This is a genomic window from Thermoplasmata archaeon, assembly GCA_038851035.1.
Lineage (GTDB): Archaea > Thermoplasmatota > DTKX01 > VGTL01 > VGTL01 > JAWCLH01.
Genome location: JAWCLH010000018.1, coordinates 22,691 through 45,269 on the forward strand (window position 1 = coordinate 22,691; position 22,579 = coordinate 45,269).

The 22,579-nt window shown below is 57.3% G+C and carries 17 protein-coding genes; 5 read left to right on the forward strand and 12 right to left on the reverse strand.

All coding sequences use genetic code 11. The annotated features are described in order from the left end of the window. Window positions 1-48: 48 nt before the first annotated feature. Entirely contained in the window at window positions 49-843 is a 795-nt protein-coding gene (ribB, locus tag QW379_06865) for a 3,4-dihydroxy-2-butanone-4-phosphate synthase (protein ID MEM2870123.1), read from the reverse strand. A 49-nt stretch (window positions 844-892) separates the two neighbouring features. After that, a complete protein-coding gene (locus tag QW379_06870) occupies window positions 893-1,471 on the reverse strand; it encodes a hypothetical protein (GenBank protein MEM2870124.1) in 579 nt (192 codons plus the stop codon). Between the two features lie 397 nt (window positions 1,472-1,868). On the opposite strand from QW379_06870, the gene QW379_06875 reads away from it, so the two are divergent. Continuing rightward, the gene (locus tag QW379_06875; protein ID MEM2870125.1) at window positions 1,869-2,012 is read left to right on the forward strand and encodes a hypothetical protein; all 144 of its coding nucleotides are present in this window, start codon (window positions 1,869-1,871) and stop codon (window positions 2,010-2,012) included. 228 nt (window positions 2,013-2,240) lie between these two features. Here the strand turns inward: QW379_06875 and QW379_06880 are convergent, their stop codons facing one another. Next, window positions 2,241-2,921 (reverse strand): helix-turn-helix domain-containing protein, encoded by a 681-nt coding sequence (locus QW379_06880; protein MEM2870126.1) that lies wholly within the window; start codon window positions 2,919-2,921, stop codon window positions 2,241-2,243. Window positions 2,922-3,108: 187 nt separating this feature from the next. Here QW379_06880 and QW379_06885 point away from each other — a divergent pair, with 187 nt between their 5' ends. The 3 genes from QW379_06885 to tgt all read left to right on the forward strand — a co-directional run bounded on the left by QW379_06885 (window position 3,109) and on the right by tgt (window position 6,578). Then, window positions 3,109-4,182: a DNA methyltransferase gene (locus QW379_06885; protein ID MEM2870127.1), complete on the forward strand. Its 1,074-nt coding sequence runs from the start codon at window positions 3,109-3,111 to the stop codon at window positions 4,180-4,182. 149 nt (window positions 4,183-4,331) lie between these two features. Next, complete coding sequence (gene queA, locus QW379_06890; protein ID MEM2870128.1) at window positions 4,332-5,450, forward strand: tRNA preQ1(34) S-adenosylmethionine ribosyltransferase-isomerase QueA; 1,119 nt, start codon at window positions 4,332-4,334, stop codon at window positions 5,448-5,450. 12 nt (window positions 5,451-5,462) lie between these two features. Continuing rightward, window positions 5,463-6,578: a tRNA guanosine(34) transglycosylase Tgt gene (gene tgt, locus QW379_06895; GenBank protein ID MEM2870129.1), complete on the forward strand. Its 1,116-nt coding sequence runs from the start codon at window positions 5,463-5,465 to the stop codon at window positions 6,576-6,578. A gap of 150 nt (window positions 6,579-6,728) precedes the next feature. Here the strand turns inward: tgt and QW379_06900 are convergent, their stop codons facing one another. Both QW379_06900 and QW379_06905 read right to left on the reverse strand, forming a co-directional pair. Then, on the reverse strand, window positions 6,729-10,481 hold the full coding sequence (locus QW379_06900; GenBank protein ID MEM2870130.1) for a winged helix-turn-helix transcriptional regulator: 3,753 nt from the start codon (window positions 10,479-10,481) through the stop codon (window positions 6,729-6,731). Window positions 10,482-10,562: 81 nt separating this feature from the next. Next, on the reverse strand, window positions 10,563-10,844 hold the full coding sequence (locus tag QW379_06905) for a hypothetical protein (protein MEM2870131.1): 282 nt from the start codon (window positions 10,842-10,844) through the stop codon (window positions 10,563-10,565). A gap of 386 nt (window positions 10,845-11,230) precedes the next feature. On the opposite strand from QW379_06905, the gene QW379_06910 reads away from it, so the two are divergent. Next, a complete protein-coding gene (locus tag QW379_06910) occupies window positions 11,231-12,541 on the forward strand; it encodes an ATP-binding protein (protein ID MEM2870132.1) in 1,311 nt (436 codons plus the stop codon). A 193-nt stretch (window positions 12,542-12,734) separates the two neighbouring features. Here the strand turns inward: QW379_06910 and QW379_06915 are convergent, their stop codons facing one another. The 7 genes from QW379_06915 to QW379_06945 all read right to left on the reverse strand — a co-directional run bounded on the left by QW379_06915 (window position 12,735) and on the right by QW379_06945 (window position 22,351). Continuing rightward, window positions 12,735-14,813: a fibronectin type III domain-containing protein gene (locus QW379_06915; GenBank protein ID MEM2870133.1), complete on the reverse strand. Its 2,079-nt coding sequence runs from the start codon at window positions 14,811-14,813 to the stop codon at window positions 12,735-12,737. Window positions 14,814-15,930: 1,117 nt separating this feature from the next. After that, complete coding sequence (locus QW379_06920; GenBank protein MEM2870134.1) at window positions 15,931-17,211, reverse strand: hypothetical protein; 1,281 nt, start codon at window positions 17,209-17,211, stop codon at window positions 15,931-15,933. A gap of 381 nt (window positions 17,212-17,592) precedes the next feature. Then, window positions 17,593-19,221: a hypothetical protein gene (locus QW379_06925; protein MEM2870135.1), complete on the reverse strand. Its 1,629-nt coding sequence runs from the start codon at window positions 19,219-19,221 to the stop codon at window positions 17,593-17,595. Window positions 19,222-20,330: 1,109 nt separating this feature from the next. Then, window positions 20,331-21,203, reverse strand: a complete 873-nt coding sequence (locus tag QW379_06930) for a carboxypeptidase-like regulatory domain-containing protein (GenBank protein MEM2870136.1) — start codon at window positions 21,201-21,203, stop codon at window positions 20,331-20,333. Between the two features lie 153 nt (window positions 21,204-21,356). Then, the gene (locus QW379_06935; protein MEM2870137.1) at window positions 21,357-21,575 is read right to left on the reverse strand and encodes a hypothetical protein; all 219 of its coding nucleotides are present in this window, start codon (window positions 21,573-21,575) and stop codon (window positions 21,357-21,359) included. A 125-nt stretch (window positions 21,576-21,700) separates the two neighbouring features. Further along, window positions 21,701-21,988, reverse strand: a complete 288-nt coding sequence (locus QW379_06940) for a DUF86 domain-containing protein (GenBank protein ID MEM2870138.1) — start codon at window positions 21,986-21,988, stop codon at window positions 21,701-21,703. 24 nt (window positions 21,989-22,012) lie between these two features. Beyond that, a complete protein-coding gene (locus tag QW379_06945) occupies window positions 22,013-22,351 on the reverse strand; it encodes a nucleotidyltransferase family protein (GenBank protein ID MEM2870139.1) in 339 nt (112 codons plus the stop codon). Between the last annotated feature and the right edge of the window lie 228 nt (window positions 22,352-22,579).

Consider the following 22,579-nt stretch of genomic DNA (forward strand, 5'->3'; position numbering starts at 1 on the left):
ATCGCCGCGCCGGCCCGGCGTCGCGCGCCGCGCCCGGCGACCCTGCCCCTACTGCCCATTCTGGCACACTCCCGCTCGGCCCCTGAGCCCTTTGGTCCAGGCGGGGAGGCTCTCCAGGCCCTCCCAGAGTCTCCTGACCTCCGCCCCGTCAACGAAGGCCAGACCCCTCTCCCGCGCGTACTGGAGCGCAGCCTCCCTCGGCAGGGAGCGGCCGTCGTCGCCCATCATCTCGCATATCGTGGCCGAGGGGGTCAGCCCCGCGAGGCCGACGAGCGCGGTCGCCATCTCCGTGTGCCCCTGCCGGTTCGAAAGGAGGCCCTCGGCGGCATTGAGCAGGGTCACGTGGCCCGGCGCCCTGAAGAGCCTGCCGAAGGCCCTGCGCAGGTCGTCGTCGGGGCCGCGGTACTCCAGCGCCTCCCGAATCATTTTGGCGAGCTGGGATATCGTGAGCGCCCTATCCCTATCGGTAACGCCGGTGAAGGTCCTGCGGTGGTTGATGGTTATCGCGAAGGCAGATCTGGTGTCGTAGGGGATGTCGTCCGGGACGAGCTCTGCGAGCAGTGGGTGCCTCCCACCCGCCTCCTGAAACAGGTCCGCGAGAAAGGGTATTCCGAGGCGCCGCCACGCGGGAGGGGGGACCGTGGCGCAGACCAGCCCTCCCCCGTCCCTCCTCATCTGCCGGATCGCGGCGGGTGTGATGTGCTGGGAAGCGATGATGATGTCGGTCTCCCTCTCCCTCCTGTCCGAGTCGTAGACAAGGACGGGCTCGCCCCTCCTGAGGGAGGCCATCGCCGCCTCGACGCCGAGTAACTCCATAACGCCCCCGGTTATGGGCAGAGCCATAATATATTTTTTGTAACTACCAATTTTTTGGTATTAGCTTCCCGCCCCATCATATCAGCTTCACCTGCCTCGTCTCTTGCCTCAGACTCCTGAGCTGCGCCCTCTCGACGAGCTCGTCGCAGACGATGTCGAAAAGCTCCGCGCCAAAGTCGTCCGAGACCAGGTAGCAGGGGTCGGAGGTGGGGAGGGCGAGCCCAGCGTTCTCGAGCGTCCTCCGGGCCTCCGTCCTCTCCTCAGGCCCCGGTGACCTGTACTTCTTCGGCGGCGTCAGGCCCGCTCGCCTCAGCTCCTCGAGAAATACCGGCCTCCTGAAGAGCCTCTGGAAAACGAAGACCCCCATCCGCGCGCGCCTGTCCCTCTTTCTCTCGACCTCCCTGAGCTTCTCGCCCAGCGACTCGTAGATGTCTTGAATTCTCGCCGCTGCGAGGGAGTAGACCTTCGACGGTGGAATGTCCTTCTCCCTCAGGACGCCCATGTCGGCTAGAGCCCTCAGATAGCCCGTGAGGACGAGGCGGTGAATTCTGAGACCATCTCTGGAGAGAGCCCTCGATAGCTGGCTTATGGACTTATCGGAGTCTCCGAGGTGCCTGAATACGAGGGCACGCAGACCCTTCTCTCGCGCGAACATCAAGCATCACCCGACCAGATAACCAATTCGGTAACAGACCCGATAAAATAAATATTTTATTGCTGATGATTTTTTATAGTCCATTAATGGCCCCGCCACACGATGCTGTTGGGAGCTGGCGCGCTCGAGTGTTGTCCACTGAATGCGAGAGTAGAAAAACCTCTACTGTCGTGGCCGGGGGCTGTCTCTCTCAATGAATCAATTAATTACTAAAATTTTCGATAATAAACTCATCCGCGCTACGGCCCGCGCTCCGGAATCAAAAAATTTCATAAGCTATGAGCCCCATGCTGGTTGGTGCCCACGGTTTTCCCGCACTGACTGGGCTCATGGAGCCACCTTCGGGAAGACCCGCGGCGGACCCAACCCAGAGACAGAACCGGAGGAGGAGTGGTGGATGATATACCGACGTGACGCAAGGAACAGATGCCTAGAGGATTTTGGAGATGGAAAGGTTAAATCGCCCGGAAGGGCAGGAAGGAGGGCGGAGCGGCAGTCCCCTCCACCCCAGAGCCCGGCCGCGGCGCCGGCCGTTAAGTAGGGCCCCGACAGAGACCGCCCGCGCATGCGGCGGTCCTCCATGGATTCCGCGCCTCCCATACTAGTCGCGGGTCACGCTCTGTTCGAGCATCAAAATTGAGCCCACGGCACGTCCCAGAGCATTCCCGGGGGCTCCGCCTGCGAAACCCCGGGCCTCACTCTCGGGCGGGTGGGGCCAAGAGGGCGAGCGCGCAGGGGGGACCGGGGGGCGGAATCGCTCGGGGAGGCCTCAGAGCCGCTTGAGCCTCTCTATCAGAACCTCCAGATGGAGCTCGGTTGTGACGAGGGGGATCCTCTCTATCTCGGCGAGCCTGAGCGCGAGCTCGTCAACCCTCTCGGGCCTGTGGAAGACTACGATCGCGGGCTTCATCGGATGGGAGCGAATCGCCACCATCGGCGAGCGGCCGTACTTGACACCAGTGAACACGAGCGCCCTCTCGCTCGTCCACCCGAACACCCGCAGGTAGTCGAAGGCGCTGAGGGAGGTTATCGCTCTCAGGGAGTCGAGGACTGTGAAGCCGTAGATCATTCTGTCGAGCTTGTCCTCGCACGCCAGAACCTTGCCCTCGATGGAGCGAATCAGCTTCTCCGCGGGAATTCCTATCGGGAACTCCTGTATGGCGTGTATCGCCTCGTGGGCCCCCATCTGGCTGTAGCGCTTGAGCACCGGGCTGCCTCGCCTCTGGTCTATCTCGAGAATGGCGTACACGATTCTCCGCAGGGTCTTTATGCCCGGCGACCTGCGCCTGCCCTTCTCGTAGTCGCTGATTATCGAGGGCGAGCGGCCCAGCGCCCTCGCGAGGTCCTGCTGCGAGATGTTGAAAGCGTCCCTCCACTTCCGCAGCGTCCGGCCCGGGTCCGACGATAGGACTATCTCGCCCGCGATCTTCTCGGCGATGCTCTGGTGCACGGAAGAATATCCCGTTGCGGCTATAAAAAAGTTGTCCGCTCCGCTCACTTCCCGGAGCCGGCGCGGTCCGATTGCGTCTGTGGAGGGTGCGCGCGGCGAATTCCGGGAAGCACAGCGGTCGAAAGCCTCAATAGCGCCGGGGCGGTTCGGGGGTTCGGGGCGCGACCGCGCACCCAAGGGTGCAGAGATGCCCGGCACTGAGCCGCGCGACTACAAGAGCCGCACCTACCTCTCCGCGGTCGAGGCCGCGCGCTATCTGGGCACGACGGTGCGGGCGCTGCACAGGCTCGTCAGGAGAGGAGCGCTCCCGGCCACGGTCTCAGCGAGCGGCCAGCTACGCTTCGACATCGGGGCGCTGAAGGCCTACGAGTGCGCCCACGGGGCCGCTGCCGGACCCACCGCCGAGATTCCCCGCGTGAACACCGTCGAGAGCAATGGGACGGTCCAGAGGCTCTATGTCGGCGACGCATCGAGGATGGAGGAGCTGCCAGACGGGAGCGTCCACCTGATGGTGACCTCGCCGCCCTACTTCGACACGAAGATGTACTCCCGAGAGCCCCTCCCCGGCGACCTCGGGAACGTCCACGACGTCGATGAGTGGTTCCGGAGAATAGGGGAGGTATGGAGGGAGGTATTCAGGGTCCTCCAGCCCGGCAGGAAGGCCTTCATCAACATCATGAATCTGCCCGTTAGACTGGAGGGTGGGGGCTTCAGGACGCTCAATCTGGTGGGGAGGACCATTGACCTGTGCGAGAGCATCGGCTTCGTGTTCAAGAGGGACATCGTCTGGCAAAAGAGCAACGCCGTCAGGGCCCACTTCGGTACCTATCCATACCCCGGGGGAATTCTCATCAACAACATGCACGAGTTCATCCTGGAGTTCGAGAAGCCCGCGCCCAAGGGCTTCGACAAATACGGCCACCTGACGCGGGAGCAGAAGGAGGCCTCGAAGATTGAAAAGGAGTTCTGGCTGGAGCTGAAGAAGAGCGACGTCTGGGTGATGAGGCCCGAGGGCAGCGGGGACAGGAGGAGCCACGTGGCGCCCTTCCCCTACGAGCTCCCCTGGAGGCTCATCAAGGCCTACAGCTACGTCGGCGAGACCGTTCTGGACCCCTTCGCGGGCTCCGGGACGACGCTGAGGGCGGCGAGGGACTTGGGGCGCAACGGCGTCGGATACGAGCTTGACCCAATCATCGCTGCCGGGGCGCTGAGGAGTCTGCGGAGCCTCCAGACGAGAATTGACGGCGGACCCATCGCCTGACTCGCGATATCGAACCGGCCGTCCTCCCGATGCGCGACCCCGGGCCCTGTGAGGAGGCGCGCCTTGTCTGGCCCCGCGCCTTCGCAGACGCTGATGGCCCGTTTGCCCCTTGCCCCCACAATAATAAACCCCCTGCGCGTTCCGGATGTGTGGACACGCGGGACTTCGACTACGAGCTGCCCCCCGAGCTGATCGCACAGGAGCCCTCGGCATCGAGGGGGGAGGATAGGCTCCTCGTCCTTTCGCCCTCGGGCATAGAGCACAGGCGCTTCGCGGACCTGCCCGGGTATCTCAGGCCCGGCGACGTCCTCGTCCTGAACGACACGAGAGTTCTCCCAGCGAGGCTTCGCGGCAGGAGGGCAACGGGAGGCGGGCTCGAGCTCCTCCTCTTGGGCCTCGGGGACGCGAGCGGCGCTGTCGAGGCTCTGGTCAGGGGAAAGCCCTTGAGACCGGGAGAGCTATTCCATCTACCCGAGGGGCGCGGCCGGGTTCTACGGAGGATTGCGGGCTCGCGCTACCTCATTTCCATCGAATTCCGCAAGTCCCGGGAGGGGGACGGGAGAGCCGGGCCCCTCTGGGGCGCGCCGCTCCTCCGCTATCTCGAACTCCACGGCGAGATGCCGACCCCGCCCTACATTAAAAAAAGGCTGGAGGCGCCGGAGCGCTACCAGACCGTCTATGCGAGAGAGGTGGGCTCGGTGGCGGCGCCAACCGCCGGCCTCCACCTGACCCCAGAGATGCTCGCCTCGCTCAGAAGAGAGGGCGTTGGAATCGCGTACCTAACCCTCCACATCGGCCTCGGCACATTCGCTCCTGTGAGGTCCCACAGCGTCGAGGAACACAGGATGGAGGCGGAGTACTTCCGCGTCCCGCCCGAGAGCGCGGAGCTGATCAACCGCAGGACGGGGAGGCTGGTCGTGGTCGGCACGAGCACCGTCAGGGCACTGGAGAGCGCGGCGGTCCCAGCGGAGCCGCGCCCGCGGCCCTCCGGGCCGGAGGAATGGGGCGGGGGCACAACGGATGGGGGCCGCCCCCGGGCCCGCGTCATGCCCATCGAGGGCTGGACGGAGCTCTTCATCTATCCCGGATACGAGTTCAGAGTCAGGCCCGATATGCTCCTGACGAACTTCCACCTGCCCCGCTCGACGCTCATAATGCTGGTGAGCGCTCTGGTCGGCAGGGAGAGGCTGCTCGCGGCCTATTGCGAGGCCGTCAGGGAAAAGTACCGATTCTACAGCTTCGGGGACGCAATGTTGTGCATTCTATAGGCCGGTGAGAGGATGTTCGAACTTGAGGCGATTGACGGGAGGGCGAGGGCGGGCGTGCTCCGGACGCCGCACGGTGTGGTGAGGACCCCCGCGTTCATGCCCGTGGCGACGAAGGCCGTTGTGAAGACGCTCACGCCCGAGGAGCTGAGAGCCGTGGGGGCGCCCGCGCTGATATCAAACTCCCTCCACCTTCACCTCCGGCCGGGCGAGGAGGTGATTCGGGAGCTCGGCGGCCTCCACTCTTTCATGGGATGGGACGGGCCCCTCTTCACCGACAGCGGTGGCTTCCAGCTCGTTCGCAGCGGCTTCGACCTGAGAATTCGGGACGGAGGCATCCGCTTCCGCTCGCCCCTGACGGGCGAGGTCGAGGAGCTCACGCCCGAGAGGAGCCTTGAGATTCAGAGGGCGCTTGGCGCGGACGTTGCGATGGCGCTCGACCACTGCCCGCGCTATGGGGCGCCCCCAGAGGAAATCGCGAGCGCCGCGAGAAGGACGGTCGAGTGGGCCAGGAGGGCCATAGACGCCGGCGCGGGCGAGGGAGAGCTATTCTTCGGAATCGTCCAGGGGGGCCTCGACGAGAGGCTGAGAAAGGAGTGCGCCGACTCCCTCGTCTCGCTGGATCTAGACGGCTATGGCATCGGGGGGCTCTCCCTCGGGGAGCCCAGGGAGAGGATGCTCGAGGCGCTTGGCTGGTCGGTCTCCTGCCTTCCTCTTTCCAAGCCCAGGTACATGATGGGTCTGGGCTCTGCGGCCGAGCTGCTCGATGCGGTCTCCGCGGGTGTGGACCTGTTCGACAGCGCATTTCCAACGCGCAACGCGCGCCACTGGACGGTGATGTCACGCTCCGGGGGCTACAGCCTCAGGAGGCCGGATAGCGCGCGCGCCCGCGCTCCTCTGGACGAGGGCTGCGTATGCCCCGTCTGTAGGCGCTTCACTAGGGCCTACCTCCACCATCTCGCGAGGGAGGGGGAGATGCTCGGGATGAGGCTCGTGTCCATCCACAACCTCTTCTTCGTTGAGTGGCTGATGGCCGAGGCGCGGGAGGCGATAAGGGCGCGAAGGTTCGAGAGCTTCAGGCAGGAATTCGCGGCCGGTCTGGTGGAGAGCGGGGAGGGGGAGGAGGAGTAGCGGCGGCGAGGAATGAGGCCCCGCTGGTCCCTATCCCTCTGGAGGGTCGGCGTTGTGGGGGAGACCCCGCGTGTTTGGCGGCGCCAGAAGGGGGTCCACCGTGTCGGTCGCTTTCGGATTGGGGCGGTGGAGGGGCATCGGAGCGCTTGCTCACCCCGCCGGGGCCTCCTCCGACTCAGTCGCGAAGCACTGGGTCTCCCTCCCCACGCGCTTCACGTATATCTTCCGGGCCGCGGTCAGAATGTCGATGTGGTAGTGGACCGTCGGGGCGCTCAGGCCTATTCGAGACGCGATCTCTTTCTGTGAGATGCCGGGGTTCTTGGCGATAATGTCCAGAAGCTCGCGCTGGATGCGCGTCATCCTGAGCACGAGCTCGTCCGAGGGCTCGGGTATCTTCATCTCCACGGGGTAGAAGCGCCTGAACCTCCCGTCCATCACCGACTTGATGAAGTTCTCCCTCTCGAGCGTCTTGAGGTGGTAGACGAGCGTCCCGTTCTTCAGGCTCAGGGCCTTGCGAATCGAGTTGTAGTGCTCGCCGGGGTTGGCCTTGATGTATCCGTAGACCTGCCCCCGGACGAAGTGGTCGAGCACGTCGTCCCTCTTTATCTTGGTGTAGAGCGGGACGAGCAGGAACGAGAGCAGGCCGTACCTCCCGCTCTCTGTCCCCGCCCCAAGGGCCCCCAGCGCCCCGAGCGCTATTGCCGCTGCGCCCGCGGCCGCCGCCGCCGGAATCGACGGCATTGCCGCGGGCCCCCCGCCGATTCTCACCCTCTCGATGAAGACGTTGTTGGTCTCGTCCCTCTCCACGACAGCGTTTTCTGGGTCGACCTCGAACCTGAGGGTGTGGGGGCCCGCGGTCGGCCTCCAGGCGAAGTAGGCCGTCGCCTTCGAGCCGCCAGGGAGGACCAGAATCTCCTCGAACTGGGCGCCTTCACCGTCGACCTTCAGGCTCACACGGACGTTGCGCGCCGGCACTTCTCCCGTGTTGGTCACAGCGACGGCGGCCAAGACCCGCCTACCCTCGGTGAATCTGTCGGGCGAGTAGCGCACGCTCAGGGAGAGCTCCGGGAGGAGGTAGCGCAGAACGAGGCCCAGGCGCTCCGTGAGGCCTCCGCGCGAGACGGCGGTGACGAAAATCTCCGGCCGGCCCTCGCCCGGCGCGAGCGGGGCCCTGAGCTCGAGCACAAGACCGGCGGTTGCGCGCGGTTCGAGGCTGACTCCGCGGACCTCGCGCATCTCCGCGTCCCTCAAGACGGCCGTCCAGCCCTCCGGCGCCTCGACTCCCAGCAAGACATTGTCCGGGGCGTTACCTAAGTTCCTGAGATGGACGAGGGCGACGGCGACCTCGCCCGGCGCCATCCTGAGCACTGGCGACGATGTGGTCAGGGAGACTCCAAAGACCTCCTCCACAGCGGCGATGAAATCCGCCTCCGCGCGAGCGCCCGAGGGGGCGGTGAAGACGGCCCTGAGGTTGTACTCCCCAGCGAGGGCGCCGGGGTGCGTGTGGACAAATACCCTGAATGAGAGCTCGGCCCCGGGTCCAAGGAGCAGAGGCTCCGGGAGCCCGATGAACTCCGCACTCCAGCCGGGTGGGAGCTCGATTCCCACTCTCGCCTCCTCCGCGGCGCTCCCGCGGTTGCGGAGGGTCAGGAGGACAGGCAGCGCGGAACCGGGTCGGGCCGTGGGCCTCTCGGGAATTGCGTGGGCTAAGAGAGAGTGGGTCTCCCTCACCGAGACGGTGACGGTGGTCCCGGCCGAGGTGCCCCACTCCCTCGAGAACGCCCAGAGCCTCGCGACAAAACGGCCCGGGGTGCTCTCGGGGGCGCGGACAGTGAGCCGGAGCATGCCATCCTCGCCGGGCGCGAGGATGAGTTGGTCGGGCGAGAGGGAGTGGGCCCAGCCGCCGCTGCCGGAGACAACCTCGACGGCTGCCCCTACCTCGCCGGTAAGGGTCCCGGCGTTGCCCACAGTTATATTGAAGTCGGCAGTGCCCCCGGGCTCCACCTCAGCCTCGCTCGCCGAGGGCTGAATTCGGAGGAGGACGGGCGGCGCCACCAATACCGCGCCCGATAAGGTGGCCGCCTCGCCCGCGGATGGCGTCACGAACCTTAGGGTGAAGGGGAGGACGCTGCCGGGTGGGGCCAGAGGGTCGGGCGAGGCCGTGAGAAAACGCCTCTCGGTCCCGCCGCGATGAATTATCAGCTCGCTCGTGTCGAGAGAGATGGAGAGGAGGGGGCCGGAAGAGGCTGTGATCTCGAGCTCCTCGTCGGAGTCCCCACCATTCCTAAGCTCGACAACGAAGCGCGCGGGCGAACCCGGCGCGGCAGCCTGCTCAGAGGGCTCGAGGAGCGCGGTTACCCTGTGCCTGACCTCGAGCCTTAGAGGGATTTCGACGGCGCGGCTGAGCGAGGAATTCGATGCGGAAGAAATCACGACACTTAGCATTGCCCTCCCGCCGCTTGCCGACGCGGGCGGGGTGACCAGGACAATGGCGACGGCTGTCCCGTCGCCGGGGAGGAAGAGCTCGCTGGTCTCGGGGACCGCTCTCCAGCCGGCCGGGACGGAGGATGGCTCAATGCGCACGAGGAGGGTCTCGGGGGCGCCCCCCGTGCTCCTGACCACGACTGGAATTCTCGATGCGACGTAGGGGTGGACCACCGCTTCGTCGGCCGGGAAGCCGGTCCCGTGAATTCTGAAGCCCGCCGTGAGGCCCCTCGCGAGCCTGAGCTCTGGGCCCTCGGCCCAGACGGCGTGGAGCCTGCCGCCCGCGCTGACCGACAGGAGGGGCGGGGATGTGGCGCAGGCCGCGGGCCCTAGCCTCAGGTTGGGCGGGTAGGCCCTCCACTCCCCGGCCCTGAGGACGGCATAGAGTGCCTCCGGGGTTCCGTAGCGGCCGTCGAGCCAAGCCACGACCAGTTCCCCGCCGGCGCCGAATGCCAGGGAGGGGTCCGAGATCGCCTCGGCCGGTCCCGTGATGAGAATGACATCGAAGCCCTCTCCCGCAACCACATGGCGCCCGAGGGCTATTCTGCCCTTCTCGCCGGGACCGCCCGTGTTCCAGGCGAGGACCGCACACCCATCCGTGTCCCTTGCGATCCCGGGCAGGGTACCGGCGGGCAGCAGGGGGACGTGGGCCGAGAGCTCGACCCCTCCCGTGGCCCCAAGGCGCAGATAAATTCCGCCGGAGGTCGTGCTCAGGACGAGATCCACGGTACCGTTTTCAGACGGTAGGAAGGCGCCGTCGAGCACCTGGGCCCCGCCTGGGGCTTCGAAGGAAATGGGGGGCCCCGACGGGGTTCCGCCGGAGCCGAGGGGCTGGAGGAGATATAGGTAGCGGCCCGCCAGCGGCTCGAAGGACACATAGCCGACCAGCAGCCCTTCGCCCACGGCAACTATAGAAGGCCCGTGGACGCCGAAGGGGTTGCTGCGGACGAGCCTATCCACCGACGGCAGTCTCCCGGAGGGGTCGTGGCTCGTCAGGTATATCTCGGTCCCGCCTGAGGCGCGGACGAAATGGATATAACCGAAGGAATCACGCGCCGCCTGCGGCGCTCCGCCCCGCGAGGCCCAGAGCTCCCGAGCCGCCGGGCCGAGATATTTCGGGGACTGCAGGGGGCGGCCCTGTGGGTCGAGAAGGACGTGCCAGACCCCCCCGCTCTCCCATATCAGGCTCTGGGTGCCATCGCTGCTCGAAATCAGGGAAAGGGGTGTGGGACAGAAATCGGAGGCTATGGTTTCGGCCCGCGTCCACAGGAGGCCCTGTGCGCGCTCCAGCGAGCCCGAGTCCTCAGGGCAGGGCCCTGCCGAGGCGGTCGGAAGCGGGGCTGAGAGCAGCCAGATAGCGGCCGCTGCCGCGCAGACCGGCCAGATGCGCCGGGGGACCACCACGGGAACTCCTTCCACCTGCTGCTAAATAAAGCTTCTGGAGAATATATACTCTAATTGGTATGCTTGTCTAATTGATTTATAAATATAGCGGCGGGCCTACCTCTGGTTGCACTCGGGCATGTTCCCGCCGGAGGTGGACTTGTGGACGATGAAATGGTTGTTCAGGGCGCTCTGCCACTTGTCCACGTACTCGAATCTAAAGTGGGTCGCCTTGCGCAAGCAGGGGTTCCCGGCGAAGCCGGTGTTGTACATGTTCTGGAGGGTCTCGCGGATGTTGTTGCTGCCGTCGATATAGATGATGAACTCCAGACTGTCGTAGAACTCGAACACCCCAGGCCTGGGCTCGACCTTGTTGATCGACTCTTGCCTCCACTCCATCAGCGGCCTCTGGAACCCCGATATCGGCAGAGCAATCCCTCCAGCGGGTGATGGAGCTGCGCTGTTATAAAATTATTGCTGGCCCGAGCGGCCGCTGGGAGAATCAGCATCACCACACGCGGCATCGAATCGGCGTTCTCGGACGGTTGCGGATTGAGCGGCCCGGCGCGGCCCGCAAGCCCGGTCCCGCGCTGTTCACTTCCTCCTCCGGCTCGTGGGTCCGGGGAAGAGCCGTGTCTCCGCCCCGCCCCGGGCGATGGATGGGGCATAGAATCCGGTCCGGCGGAAATCCATGGTGGTAATTGTAAATATAAACTACAAATATTTATTCGAAATTTGTGTTTTAAATCACAAACTTTTTAATCACCACCGTTAATGCACTCAGCATGCAGGTCGAGGCCATCAAGCGCGTTCTCGTGAGCCAGAGGGAGGAGATCGACGAGCTCTTCAGGACAGAGAGAATTGTGCCCCGCAGGACCCCCGACCTCCTGCGCTTCCTCGCCCGCCCGAACATACTTGCCGTACTGGGCGTCCGGCGCTGCGGGAAGTCGGTGCTCTCAAACCTTCTGCTGAGGGGAATGGAATATGGATTTGTGAACTTCGACGACGAGAGGCTCTCGGGCATCAAAGCGAGAGAGCTCGACTCCGTCCTGGAGGCGATGTACAGCCTCCACGGGCCGGGCCTGCAGTACATCGTCATCGACGAGGCCCAGAACGTTCCCGGCTGGGAGCTCTTCGCGAGCCGCCTCAGGAGAACAAAGAGGCTTCTCGTGACGGGCAGCAGCGCCGGCCTCCTGTCCGGGGAGCTCGCGGCGCGCCTCACCGGCAGGTACATAGACTTCACCCTCCTCCCCTTCTCTTTCGACGAGTTCATGCTGGTCAGGAACTTCAGAGTCTCGGACGAGGTCATCTACTCAACGAAGGGAATCGCCAGCCTCAAGAGCCTCCTCCAGAGCTACATCTCCACCGGCGGGTTTCCCGAGGCCGCTCAGCTCGGGCAGGGCATCCTGAGGAGAATCTATGACGACATTGTCACCAAGGACGCCATTCTGAGATACGGCGTGCGCTACCGCGCAACCTTCAGGGACATGGCGAGGTATCTCATGGCGAACTCGGGTCACGAGATCACGTTCAGCGGCCTGGGCAGGCTCTTCGGCCTCAGGGACGTTCATACAGTAAAGAACTATGTGGAGTTTTTATCCTCTGTCTATCTTATTTTTACTCTTGAGAGATTCTCTAGAAGGCTGAAGCAGCGCGCGCTCGCCCCTAGAAAGCTCTACGCCATAGACACGGGACTCGCGGGGGCCGTGGCCCCGCCAGAGAGCGAGGCCCGGGGGCGGATGATGGAGAACGCTGTCGCGGTGGAGCTCCTGCGGAGGGCCCAGCTCTCTGACAGGCCCCGGGAGCTCTTCTACTGGAAGGACCACCAGCAGCGCGAGGTGGACTTTGTTGTCGTGGAAGGGGGCAGGGCCACCGAGCTGATTCAGGTCTGCCACCACTTTGAGGACGAGAGAACAGAGAGGCGCGAGCTCGACGCCCTCGCCAGAGCGTCGCGCGAGCTCGGCTGCCGCAGGCTCACGGTGCTGAGCTGGGAGATGGAGGACGTGCTCAGGCACGACGGAAAGAGAATTCATGTGACGCCGCTCTGGAAGTGGCTGCTCGGGCGCGGGCCCGGGCGGACCGTGAGGGGACCATGACGCCTCCGGGCCGGCTCCGACCGGCCCGATCCAGCCCGGAGCCGCTCGGGACTGGACAGGCCCGGGGGTCGGGCTGCACTATCTCGGCCTCCTCCTTCTCAGCGCAAGATAGCCCGCCGCAGCGGCCGCCGCGAGGAGAATAATGACTTCGACCGCCAAGAGCCGGTAATTTCTCTCAGACGGGAGATTGCGGCTACTGCCGCGGCACACTCAGCCCTCGATAGACTCCAGCCCTTCCGCAGCTCGGGCACGTTACTCTGAGAGGGTATGATGCTGGCTGGATATAGAAACGGGTCCGGCATCCCGTGCACTCTATTTGCTTCAGTGCCGTAGGCGGAGAAGGTAGTGGCGATGGCGGTTGCGCCGGGGCTTCCTCAATCCAGCCCTCAGGAGGCCCGGGGGGGCCGGGTCCGAGGGGCGCTCCGGGAAGAGCCTCCTCCATCTCGAGCGTCTCGATTTCCTCCACCGGGGGCTGCGGCGCAGCTCCTGGAGTTCCGGGAGGGGCAGGAGGCGATCGCGCTCCCTTCCTCCTCCATCCGCAGACAGCGAGCAACGCTCCGATAACAGCAAGCCCGAGAGGGAGCCAGAGCAACAGGGGGGTTCCGGCGGTGGTAATTCCAGCCCCCCTAGCCGGAGGGGGAGGGGCGGGGCCGGGCCCGGCGCCCTTCAGGGTCGTGAAGGTCATGTCCGCGCTCCAGGGCGCCCAGTTCCCGCTGGCGTCCCTGGACCTGACCCTGAAGTGGTAAGTAGTACCCTGCGTCAGGCCCGCGAGCTGCATGGAGTGGTTGCGGACGAGAACACCGGAGCTCAATACCTGGCCGTAGTGGACGTCCGTTCCGAACTCGACCAGACTGTCCGAGAGCTCGTCCGTGACCCAGCTGACGACCGCACTCGTGTTGGTTATATTTAGCACAACAATGCCCGTTATGACTGGCGGAGCGCTATCCGGCGCGGCGCTCGTGTTGAAGACGATGTCCTCGCTGACGGACGGCCCGTTGCCGAAGACGTCGGTTGACTTGACCCTGAGGTGGTATCTGGTCGATGGCGAAAGGTCCCGGAGCATTACACTATGGAAAAGGACATGGCCGGGGTCGCGGGCGCTGAGGCCGTATTCTGCAGAGAGGCCGTAATCCACCTCGCTGTCCGCGAGCTCGTCGGTGCGCCAGGTCACGACGGCCCTGTCGGTTGATATTCCCTCGACCCGGACATCGGATATCACGGGTGGAGCCCTGTCCGGCGGAATCGGCGTCTCCATCGTCCTGAACGTGAGGTCGGGGCCCGTGGCGGCGTTCCCGGCACGGTCCTGTGAGCGGGGCCGGACGTGGTAGCTGGCGCCGGGCGAGAGCCCCGAGAGCAGGAGGCTGTGGCGGAGGACGAGCGTGCCGTCGGAGGCGCTGAGTCCGTACGAGGTTGTTGGACCGAAGTCGGCGCGGCTGTCCGAGGGCTCGTCGGTCTCCCAGACCACAACGGCTGAGTTCCCGGTTATCCCCTCAACACCCGCGTTAAAAATAACGGGCGGCCTCAGGTCGGGCGATGAAGCGGTGGTGAACGTGTGGTCCTCGCCGGTTGCCAGCGCCCCACCCCCGCTCCTCGACACAACCCGGAAGTGGTATGTCGTCGAGGGCGAGAGGCCGGAGAGCTCGATGCTGTGGCTGAGAACGAGGCTCTCGTCGGACACAAACCGTCCGTAGGATGTGGTGGGGCCGTACTCAACGCGGCTGTCGGCGGGCTCGCTGGTGCGCCATGTAACCACTGCCTGTGTGTCTGTTATGCCGGAAACGCTCACATCGGATATGACCGGCGGATTCAGGTCCGGAGGGGTGCCGATACATATTGGGCCGAAGTGGGCCGCGCTCGAGTTCCACCTCAGGTTCCTGCCCCGCGCCCGGATGTGGAAGTACCACTTACCGGGCTCGAGGGGCGAGCTGGTGGCGTCATGAATGCTGGCTTCCACATCGATTTTGTCGTCGGGAATTGTGGACGGTGAATTGTCCCAGACGAGGGAGTAGCCGCTCGCCTCCGAGATATTTGTCCAGAGCACATGGACGATGTTGTTCGTGTACCATGTTCCCGGCTGGGGGTGTGTGTCGCTCCAGACGACGGGGTTCGCGGGGGCGGGCCTCTCCATTATCAGCTGGTAGGCGTGGCCATCGCTACAGGTTACATAAATCTCTTTTTGTGATGGGTCGCCCATGGCGCTTCCGGTTGCTATCTCAAAGAATTTTTTATCTTTAATATTCCCGATGTGCGAAGGAGTCCAATCGCCACTCATTTTATCTCTAGAAAGTTTATAAATTCGACCATCAACAAACAATTCCCGGTTAAAGCCGCTAATATATATTTCATTCGAGCCGTCAGCGTCGATATCAGCCATTGCAAGTCCCATTATGCTGAATCCATTATTTTCTAATGAAAATATTGTATTATTTATCCAAGAAGAAGCATTCTGGTCATATATAAACTTTTGAATTACATCACAGGAGGATACATATATTTCATTTTGGTTATCATGATCCAAGTCGTCAATTTTAATATTTATTTTATAACCAAGAGTATTACTCGTTTTAACTTGTCCCAATAGTGTTCTTGTCCAAGAAAATGTTAATGTTGAATAGCTGAATTGATATATATCTCCAGATTCTGAAGTTACATAAATTTCGTTGCTTCCATCATTATTCCCATCGGCAATTGCAAGTCTATGTATCGGATCTCTTCTGTTTGGACTTATCTCTTCAGAAGAGCCTATATGAATACTTTTCCAGTTATCACTTTTATAAATCATATTTATATTTTGTTCTCTAGTTATTTCAATTAGTTCAATCCGGCCATCATTATTAATATCTCCCATATATATGTCATCTGCGAATGATTTTGTCTGATTTATCTCAATATCATATTTGATCCATTTATTATTTTCATATTGGATCTGCATTAAGTAAGAGGGGAGAGATGGCTGAGCCGTTCCTACCACATAAAACTCATTCTTATCATCATTATCTCCATCACCAAATATCATTTTAATTATCTTAAGTTCGTCCCCCATAATCTTTCTTGTTGACCAATTATAGGTCGAAGATTGATAAATATATTGATAAAAACCTGCCATATTATTGTAGTTGTCTTCAATTGGAAAATAGATTTCAGGAATTCCATTATTGTCTATATCACCTATTTCTAGTCCAGAAAAATATGAGCTGGAAGACCCTTCGGGTCCACCCATATCGTTGATCAACCAAATTTCTGTTTCCAAGGATGAATATAATGGCATATATAACAATAAGATAATTAGAATTAATGTAATCGCTCGGAATTGATTAATAATTAATGATATTGAGACATCTTTTTTTAATAATTTTATTTGATAAGTATTCATTGTATCACAGTTAATTTTATTGATCAAATCTTATTTGATCCCAATACATTTCACCATGATTAACATTACTTTGTGTATCGATACCCATTTGCAAATATGTGAGGTCATTTTCATCTTTAACTATATTAAGATACATAAGGTCTATTTTCGAATCTGATAAGCCTGGAGGTATAATTAGATTACCATTAATATATATTTGATAATAAGGTGAACCAGATTGAGGTTGTGTAGTTACTTTAATATTTAATTTATACCATTGATGGATATTCAATTCGCACACAGGATGATCAGCTGATGTAAGAACATAATTCAATTTTACTGTATTCTCTATTTCCTTATAAATAACAAGGTTTATGTGACCATTATAAATCACATGGAAAAAATTACAATTCGGATTATCTATATAAATCCACATTGAGACCCAATACGCGCCATAACTCCAGCTCTGTGGATTATAAGAAAAATGGGGCGTTTCTGCCCAAGCCTTTTTATACGGGGGGCAATTTATATATATATTATTTTTATTATTCCTCCATGATGGGACATTTAAAATGGCATTAAAAACTGTTTGAACGTTCCCATTTCCATTAGATTGGGCAGTCCAGAAGTCCCTTGCATCGGCGCCTCCATTTTGATAATCTTTCCCCATCCCGAATTCCTCAGATAAATCATAATCATTGACGGTTGTCGATGGTTGAGGCGTATGATATATTCGAATATTGTCAAAATAGCAATGACCATAATTTTGTTGATTTCCTACTTGACCAATCTCATCATCCCCCATTCGAATAGAATCGCCATTGGATTGCTCGTCATTAAACTGGCAATTTACCCTGTTCCCCTGATTCAGTGTGACTTGAAAATCAATTCCGTTTCCTGGATTTGCATGAATTTTTACAGAATTCCATTGATTAAAAGATAATGAGCCGATAAATCCGCTAGATTGACCATCATAATAATATACCAATGGTTTCCCATCTTGTACATGATCAATTACTATCGTTATCCGACGGCTGTCATAAATATAAAACCAATGGAAAGGTCCATTGATAGGGTAAACATATAATTCAGCATAATATTCTTGATCTCCTTGAAATGGAATCATTCTATGAGAATCAATATATGCATTATTCTGTTGTCCTTGTGGTGAATTAATTTCTAAAATATATTCATTATGCTGTAATTTATGGAATAAAAATGGATAATAATTCATATGTAAAATAGTATCGTCATCGTGGGGTGGGCTCTGCCAGCCGTCTAAGTTGACGTCAGACGACTCAAATGCTACATTCCCCATCGCGCTCGTCTGGATAAGAATGATAAGAACAACTGAGGCAGATATCCCTGCGCTCCTCCTTACGGACGTTTCAATATACCCCCGCCGGGTTTAGTGTATCCGCAGTCATCGCACAATCAATCGCCATTGCATCCAATAAAACTTTCGCTCCTCTGACCCTTTGCGCGCGCCTCATATCCCTTTCCCCCTTTTCCGGCCCACGGGCCGGCATTACCTATATCGTTTTTCTAGTATTTTTTTTTCGATGAGTTTCGGAAATCCGGCCGCGGTTTATATAGCCTTTATATCCCATTTAAATACTCTGAAAATAGTTATTTTTTAACCCGCCCGGCTCTTCACGAGCGGACCCGCGTTTTATCCCGCCGGCTTGCAGCTGCCTCATCACGGCGGCCCCGGAGGCCCGGGCCCCTCGCCCATTCTTCTCTTCCTCAGCCTCAGGATGATGTATCCGGCGCCGGCGGCCGCGATGAGAACCAGTATCACCACAGGCAGGAGCCAGTCAGTCTTCTCAGACGGGGTTGGAGGCGGCGGCTTCGGGGGTAAATAGCTCAGGACCAGCTCCGTCCTGTTCAAATTCCAGGCCGCATCGCGGGCCTCGATAACAAATCGATTCTCTCCCCTCTCCAGGACCACGGAGAGCGCAAAGATTCCACCCGTCCCGCTGACGGGCTCGCCGTTGATGCTCACAGTTGCCCCCGGCTCGCTCTGAACCCTAAGCTCGACATTCGCAATCTTCAGGACCCTCTCGACGGGCGCGAGAATAATAATCGGAGGCGGAGTCGTGTCCAACGTAACCCTGATGGTTGCCTCTGCCCTGTTCCCGGCGCGGTCGAGCGAGACGGCCGTTATTTTGTTGGCGCCCTCATTCAGGTCAACCATTAGGCTGAAGCTACCGTCGTCAACGGCCGCATCTATGCCATTAACGCTCACAGCCGCTCCGGTCTCAGTCCTGCCGCGGACCACAACATTGCTCGTGTTGAGCAATGCGCCTTCCTTAGGCTCCAGAATCTCGATGAAGTTCCCGGTATCAAGATAAACTATGAGCGTCGTCGAGTTCTCGTTCCCGGCCGCGTCGCGGGCGTCGATTAGGAATATATTCTCTCCCTCCATCAATTCTACAGGGTGCTCGAACGCGCCGTCCCTGCGCAGGTCGAGGGGAACGCCGTTGAGCGTGGCCACGGAGGCCCCGACCACCTTCCCCTTAATCTCAAGATTCTTATTGTTCGTCAGGCTCCCGTTCTGCGGGCTATCGATTTCAATGGCCGGCGGCGTCGCGTCCCACTCGACCCTGACCCTGTGCATTCCGGTATTGCCCGCGTCGTCCCACGCCACGGCCATTATGCTGTGCTGGCCTTCGAACGGGAATGTGAAGGTCGTGGAGAAGGTGCCATTGGGACTTATCTCAACTTCCCTGCCCGCAACTTCAAGTCTCGTTCCGTTGGTCCTTCCCCTCACCTCAATCGGGTTTTTGTTGGTCACGAGGCCGTCGGGCGGCTCGACAATCGTAACATAGGGGCCGGTCTGGTCGAGGGTCACGTTTCTTATCACTTCCGCGACGTTTCCGGCCGCGTCGCGGGCCTGAATGACGAGCGTGTTCAGGCCTTCATTGAGCCACCAGGTCTGGTTGATGACGCCGTCAATATTGTTGATGGCTTCGTCATTAACGGTGACGCGCGCGCCGGGCTCGGTGGTGCCGATGATATTAATCTGAGATGAATTTGTTATGAGGCCCTCGGGCGGGTAGGTGATCTCGAGCGGGGGCGGGACGTCGTCCAAAATGATGCGCACGAATTGATTCTGGCTCATGTTGACGCCGGTGACGGTGGCGGTGAGGTTGCGCCATTGGGCAACGATTTTGTGGGGGGTGAAAGTAGAGATTAAGTCTGTCGTGATTTGCTTCCACATCACCGGCAGCCAGGAAATGCGACCTTCATTATCGGTTGTGCACTGGGCAATTAGTTTGTCCTTTACATCATATATTTTCACATCGGCGCCCTCGAGACCGGACATGTAACTCTCACGCAGAATTTCAAGATTTAAAAACATTGATATGTTAATTTTACTTAGTTTATTCTGAATCGAATAAGTGGAATATGAAGTGTTTATTAAATTGAGAATTCCATAAACTATATTGTCAGATCCGACCTCAATATCTAGTCTTTTACTTTGAATGCTACAATTAACAAATGTAGCAATGCTATTGTAATCAGATAGAATTGCACAACCTCTAGAAATATTGGTGTGGATAAAATTACATTTTTCGATATATCCCCCATAAGACATAATATCGAGTAGCCAATCACCAGTATCACTCACGAATGAAGAATTATATATATGTACTTTTCCAAGAGAGAGGGATGTTTCTATAAATGTTGAGTTTTCGATAATCACAAAACCCTCGGGATTATTAATTGCTACATCAAAAAAACCTAGATCATTATCTTGATTTAAAATGTCGCCATAAAATGTTGAATTTTTTATTATCAAATTTAAACATTGATAGATATATACTGGACCCCAACTAACTAGTCCCTCTTCTTTTCTTCTTGTGTTATTCGAATAAAAAGTACTATCCAGAATGGTCGTCGATATATCGATTATTTCATCAGTTTTAGTAAGAATTCCAATACCTTCGTAGTAAATCGTCGATTTGGAAATGGTAAAATTATTGGATTCTGTTATTATTCCATTGACTTTATGTTCTGGTAATGAATATGCAATATTGCGAATCTCAGTCTCGAAAAAGAGACAATTTGATTTCTGTTTCAATATCACATTATAACCAAATGAATTATTACTTGCTATTTTTGAATTATAGATTTCAAGAGTTCCTCCATAATCAATAATAATCGCGTGTGAACCATTATATATTGGATTCATTAGAATTATGGAATCTGATATCCACAACAATCCTCCCATTTTAATTGTTAAATTCTTATATATTATTAAAATGCTATTTTCGACTACTATATAATCATCTATTATTTTATCATCCCAGATTATCAAGTGATATTTTTCTCCATCATAAGTTTTAAAAGGAAAGACATAATGATTAATTGATATATTAAAAAGGCAACCCAAAATGAGTAGGTAATGAATATATGTTTTCATAATCTTATTTACTCTATAAATCTAAATTTGATATTATATAGATAAGCACTTTTATTAACAAAAACTTCATTAGAATCATAAAGATTTCTTGAATATATATTGAAATGAAAATCCCATCTTCTATTAAAGTTTTCTTGTTTTGTTATTTCGAAATTTATATTTGGAGGATTCGATTGAGTACTACGACCGTAATAGACAGTATAATATCCACTTGTTACGTCATTGTGATATCCCCATTGCACGGTCCCATTTACACGACTTTCTAATGTATAAACATAATATACATCTAAAGATTGTCCTGGAGATAAGTCGTTGGTTCCATCGTCTTGATAACAACATGAACATACAATAGACACACTTTTAAACTTTTTATCAATAAGCTTTTCTTGACCGTCAATAAGTGTTTTGTAAATATAACTACTGTTCTGGTCATGATTTTTCAACCACATTGAACCCATATCAATTATATTGGAATCTTCAGAAATAGGTGTAGCCGATAAATCTATATGAAATTGATAATCTGGTGCCATTACACTGCTGATTTCTAAATATGGATGGCAAACATAGTAGCCATCAATCTGCCCCGGAATTATCCAGACTATATCCCCCGGCTGCCATCCTCCCTGAAAGTCATCAAGTAAAACTTCAAAATGCCCTTGCTCATCTGTTTGAGCGTAGATCTCAGCCATTGTCCTCTGGAGCTGAAATGTTATGTCCAGATTTACAATAGGTTGTCCTGTATTTTCTGCAGTGACGAATCCTTCAATTGAGGGGCCACCTGTGCCGAAAGTTGGAACTGGAATAGTCGTCATGACCAGAATCCCAATGACCATCGCCCTCCATAAAACTTTCGCCACTCTGGCCCTCTGCGCGCGCCTCATATCGCTTTCCCCCTACCCCTTTTTCCGGCCCTCCAGCCGGCACTTCCTATAACGCTCTTCTAGTATTTTTTTTCGATGAGTTTCGTAAATCCGGCCGCGGTTTATATAGCCTTTATATCCCATTTATATCCCGCCGGATTTCAGCCATCCGCCTCACGGCGGCCCCGGGGGCCCGGGCCCCTCGCCCGTCCTCCTTTTCCTCGCCCTCAGGGCGATGTATCCGGCCCCGGCGGCCGCGATGACAATCAGTATTGCGACGGGCAGGAGCCAGTCGACTTTTTCAGACGGCTCTGGCAGGTGCGGCTTTGGAGTGGCGTGGCTCAGGACTAATTTTATGCTGTTCACATTCCCTGCCGCGTCCCGGGCCCTCATGAATAGCCCGCTCCCGCCCCTGTGCGGGCCAATAGGGAGCGCAAAAAAGCCTCTGATACTGACCGCTCACGTTAACGCTCACGATTACCACACCCCGCCCGGGAGAGATTTAAAAAGCAGGGGCATCACTCAATCATTGTGGAAATCTTTTCAAGCAGAGGCGGAATGTGTTTGGTCATCACATCCCAAACGATTCTGTAGTCGACACCGAGATAGTCATGAATAAGGACATCCCTCATGCCCGCCATCTCCCTCCAGTTGACTTCGGAGTGCCTCATCCGGAACTCCTCAGGAATTCTCTTGGCTGCCTTCCCGATTATCTCGAGGCTCCTCACCGAGGCTCTCTTGAAATCTTCATCAGCCAGGAACTCCTCCAGATTCGTTTTTTCGTGAGATTGACCAGATACTCGCATTCGTCCCGGATGTGCCTGAGGTACTCAATGCAATCCTTCGGCATATTCAACCTCGCGGAGGATGTGCGGACCAAGATAGGGGCTGAGGCCGCCCACGGTAACTAGGTCTATTTTCCCTCTCAGCAGTTGCGTCAGGAAGGAGTGAAGGCCCATCAGGTCGGCGAAAGTCTCCCGGCCGGGCTCGAACTCGACCAGAAGATCAATATCACTATCTTCACGAGCGCGGCCCGCCCTCACGGAGCCGAAGAGACCGATTCTCCTGACCCCGAACTCTCGCAGCCTCTCCGCACTGGAGGACAGCTTCCGGAGGACCGCCGATTTACTCGGTGGGCCCTTGTTGTCTGTCATGCCGGACTCCTGCATTCGCAGCGATTATTAAATGAATGTGTTAGAAGATAAATTTTTCATTGGAGCACCGGTGAGGCGTCGCAACCACCGCAACAGTAATCGAGTACCTCAGCCCTCGCAATGAGTAATTCCGCCCCGCCCACCCACAACCAGACCCGCCCCCCTCCCGCCGCCGGATTCCAGTCATCGTCCTCACGGCGGCCCGTCCGGCGAGCGCCCGCCCGCTCTCCCCCTCCATGAGCG

Bases quoted from the DNA above. Each gene is read 5' to 3' on its own strand.
- QW379_06915 (MEM2870133.1), bottom strand. From the start codon at position 14,813: ATGAGTGGCGATTGGACTCCTTCGCACATCGGGAATATTAAAGATAAA.
- QW379_06910 (MEM2870132.1), top strand. From the start codon at position 11,231: ATGCAGGTCGAGGCCATCAAGCGCGTTCTCGTGAGCCAGAGGGAGGAG.
- QW379_06905 (MEM2870131.1), bottom strand. From the start codon at position 10,844: ATGGAGTGGAGGCAAGAGTCGATCAACAAGGTCGAGCCCAGGCCTGGG.
- QW379_06940 (MEM2870138.1), bottom strand. From the start codon at position 21,988: ATGCGAGTATCTGGTCAATCTCACGAAAAAACGAATCTGGAGGAGTTC.
- ribB (MEM2870123.1), bottom strand. From the start codon at position 843: ATGGCTCTGCCCATAACCGGGGGCGTTATGGAGTTACTCGGCGTCGAG.
- QW379_06885 (MEM2870127.1), top strand. From the start codon at position 3,109: ATGCCCGGCACTGAGCCGCGCGACTACAAGAGCCGCACCTACCTCTCC.
- tgt (MEM2870129.1), top strand. From the start codon at position 5,463: ATGTTCGAACTTGAGGCGATTGACGGGAGGGCGAGGGCGGGCGTGCTC.
- QW379_06875 (MEM2870125.1), top strand. From the start codon at position 1,869: ATGATATACCGACGTGACGCAAGGAACAGATGCCTAGAGGATTTTGGA.
- QW379_06930 (MEM2870136.1), bottom strand. From the start codon at position 21,203: ATGAGGCGCGCGCAGAGGGCCAGAGTGGCGAAAGTTTTATGGAGGGCG.
- QW379_06920 (MEM2870134.1), bottom strand. From the start codon at position 17,211: ATGGGGAATGTAGCATTTGAGTCGTCTGACGTCAACTTAGACGGCTGG.
- QW379_06925 (MEM2870135.1), bottom strand. From the start codon at position 19,221: ATGTCCGGTCTCGAGGGCGCCGATGTGAAAATATATGATGTAAAGGAC.
- QW379_06935 (MEM2870137.1), bottom strand. From the start codon at position 21,575: ATGAGGGCCCGGGACGCGGCAGGGAATGTGAACAGCATAAAATTAGTC.
- QW379_06945 (MEM2870139.1), bottom strand. From the start codon at position 22,351: ATGCAGGAGTCCGGCATGACAGACAACAAGGGCCCACCGAGTAAATCG.
- QW379_06870 (MEM2870124.1), bottom strand. From the start codon at position 1,471: ATGTTCGCGCGAGAGAAGGGTCTGCGTGCCCTCGTATTCAGGCACCTC.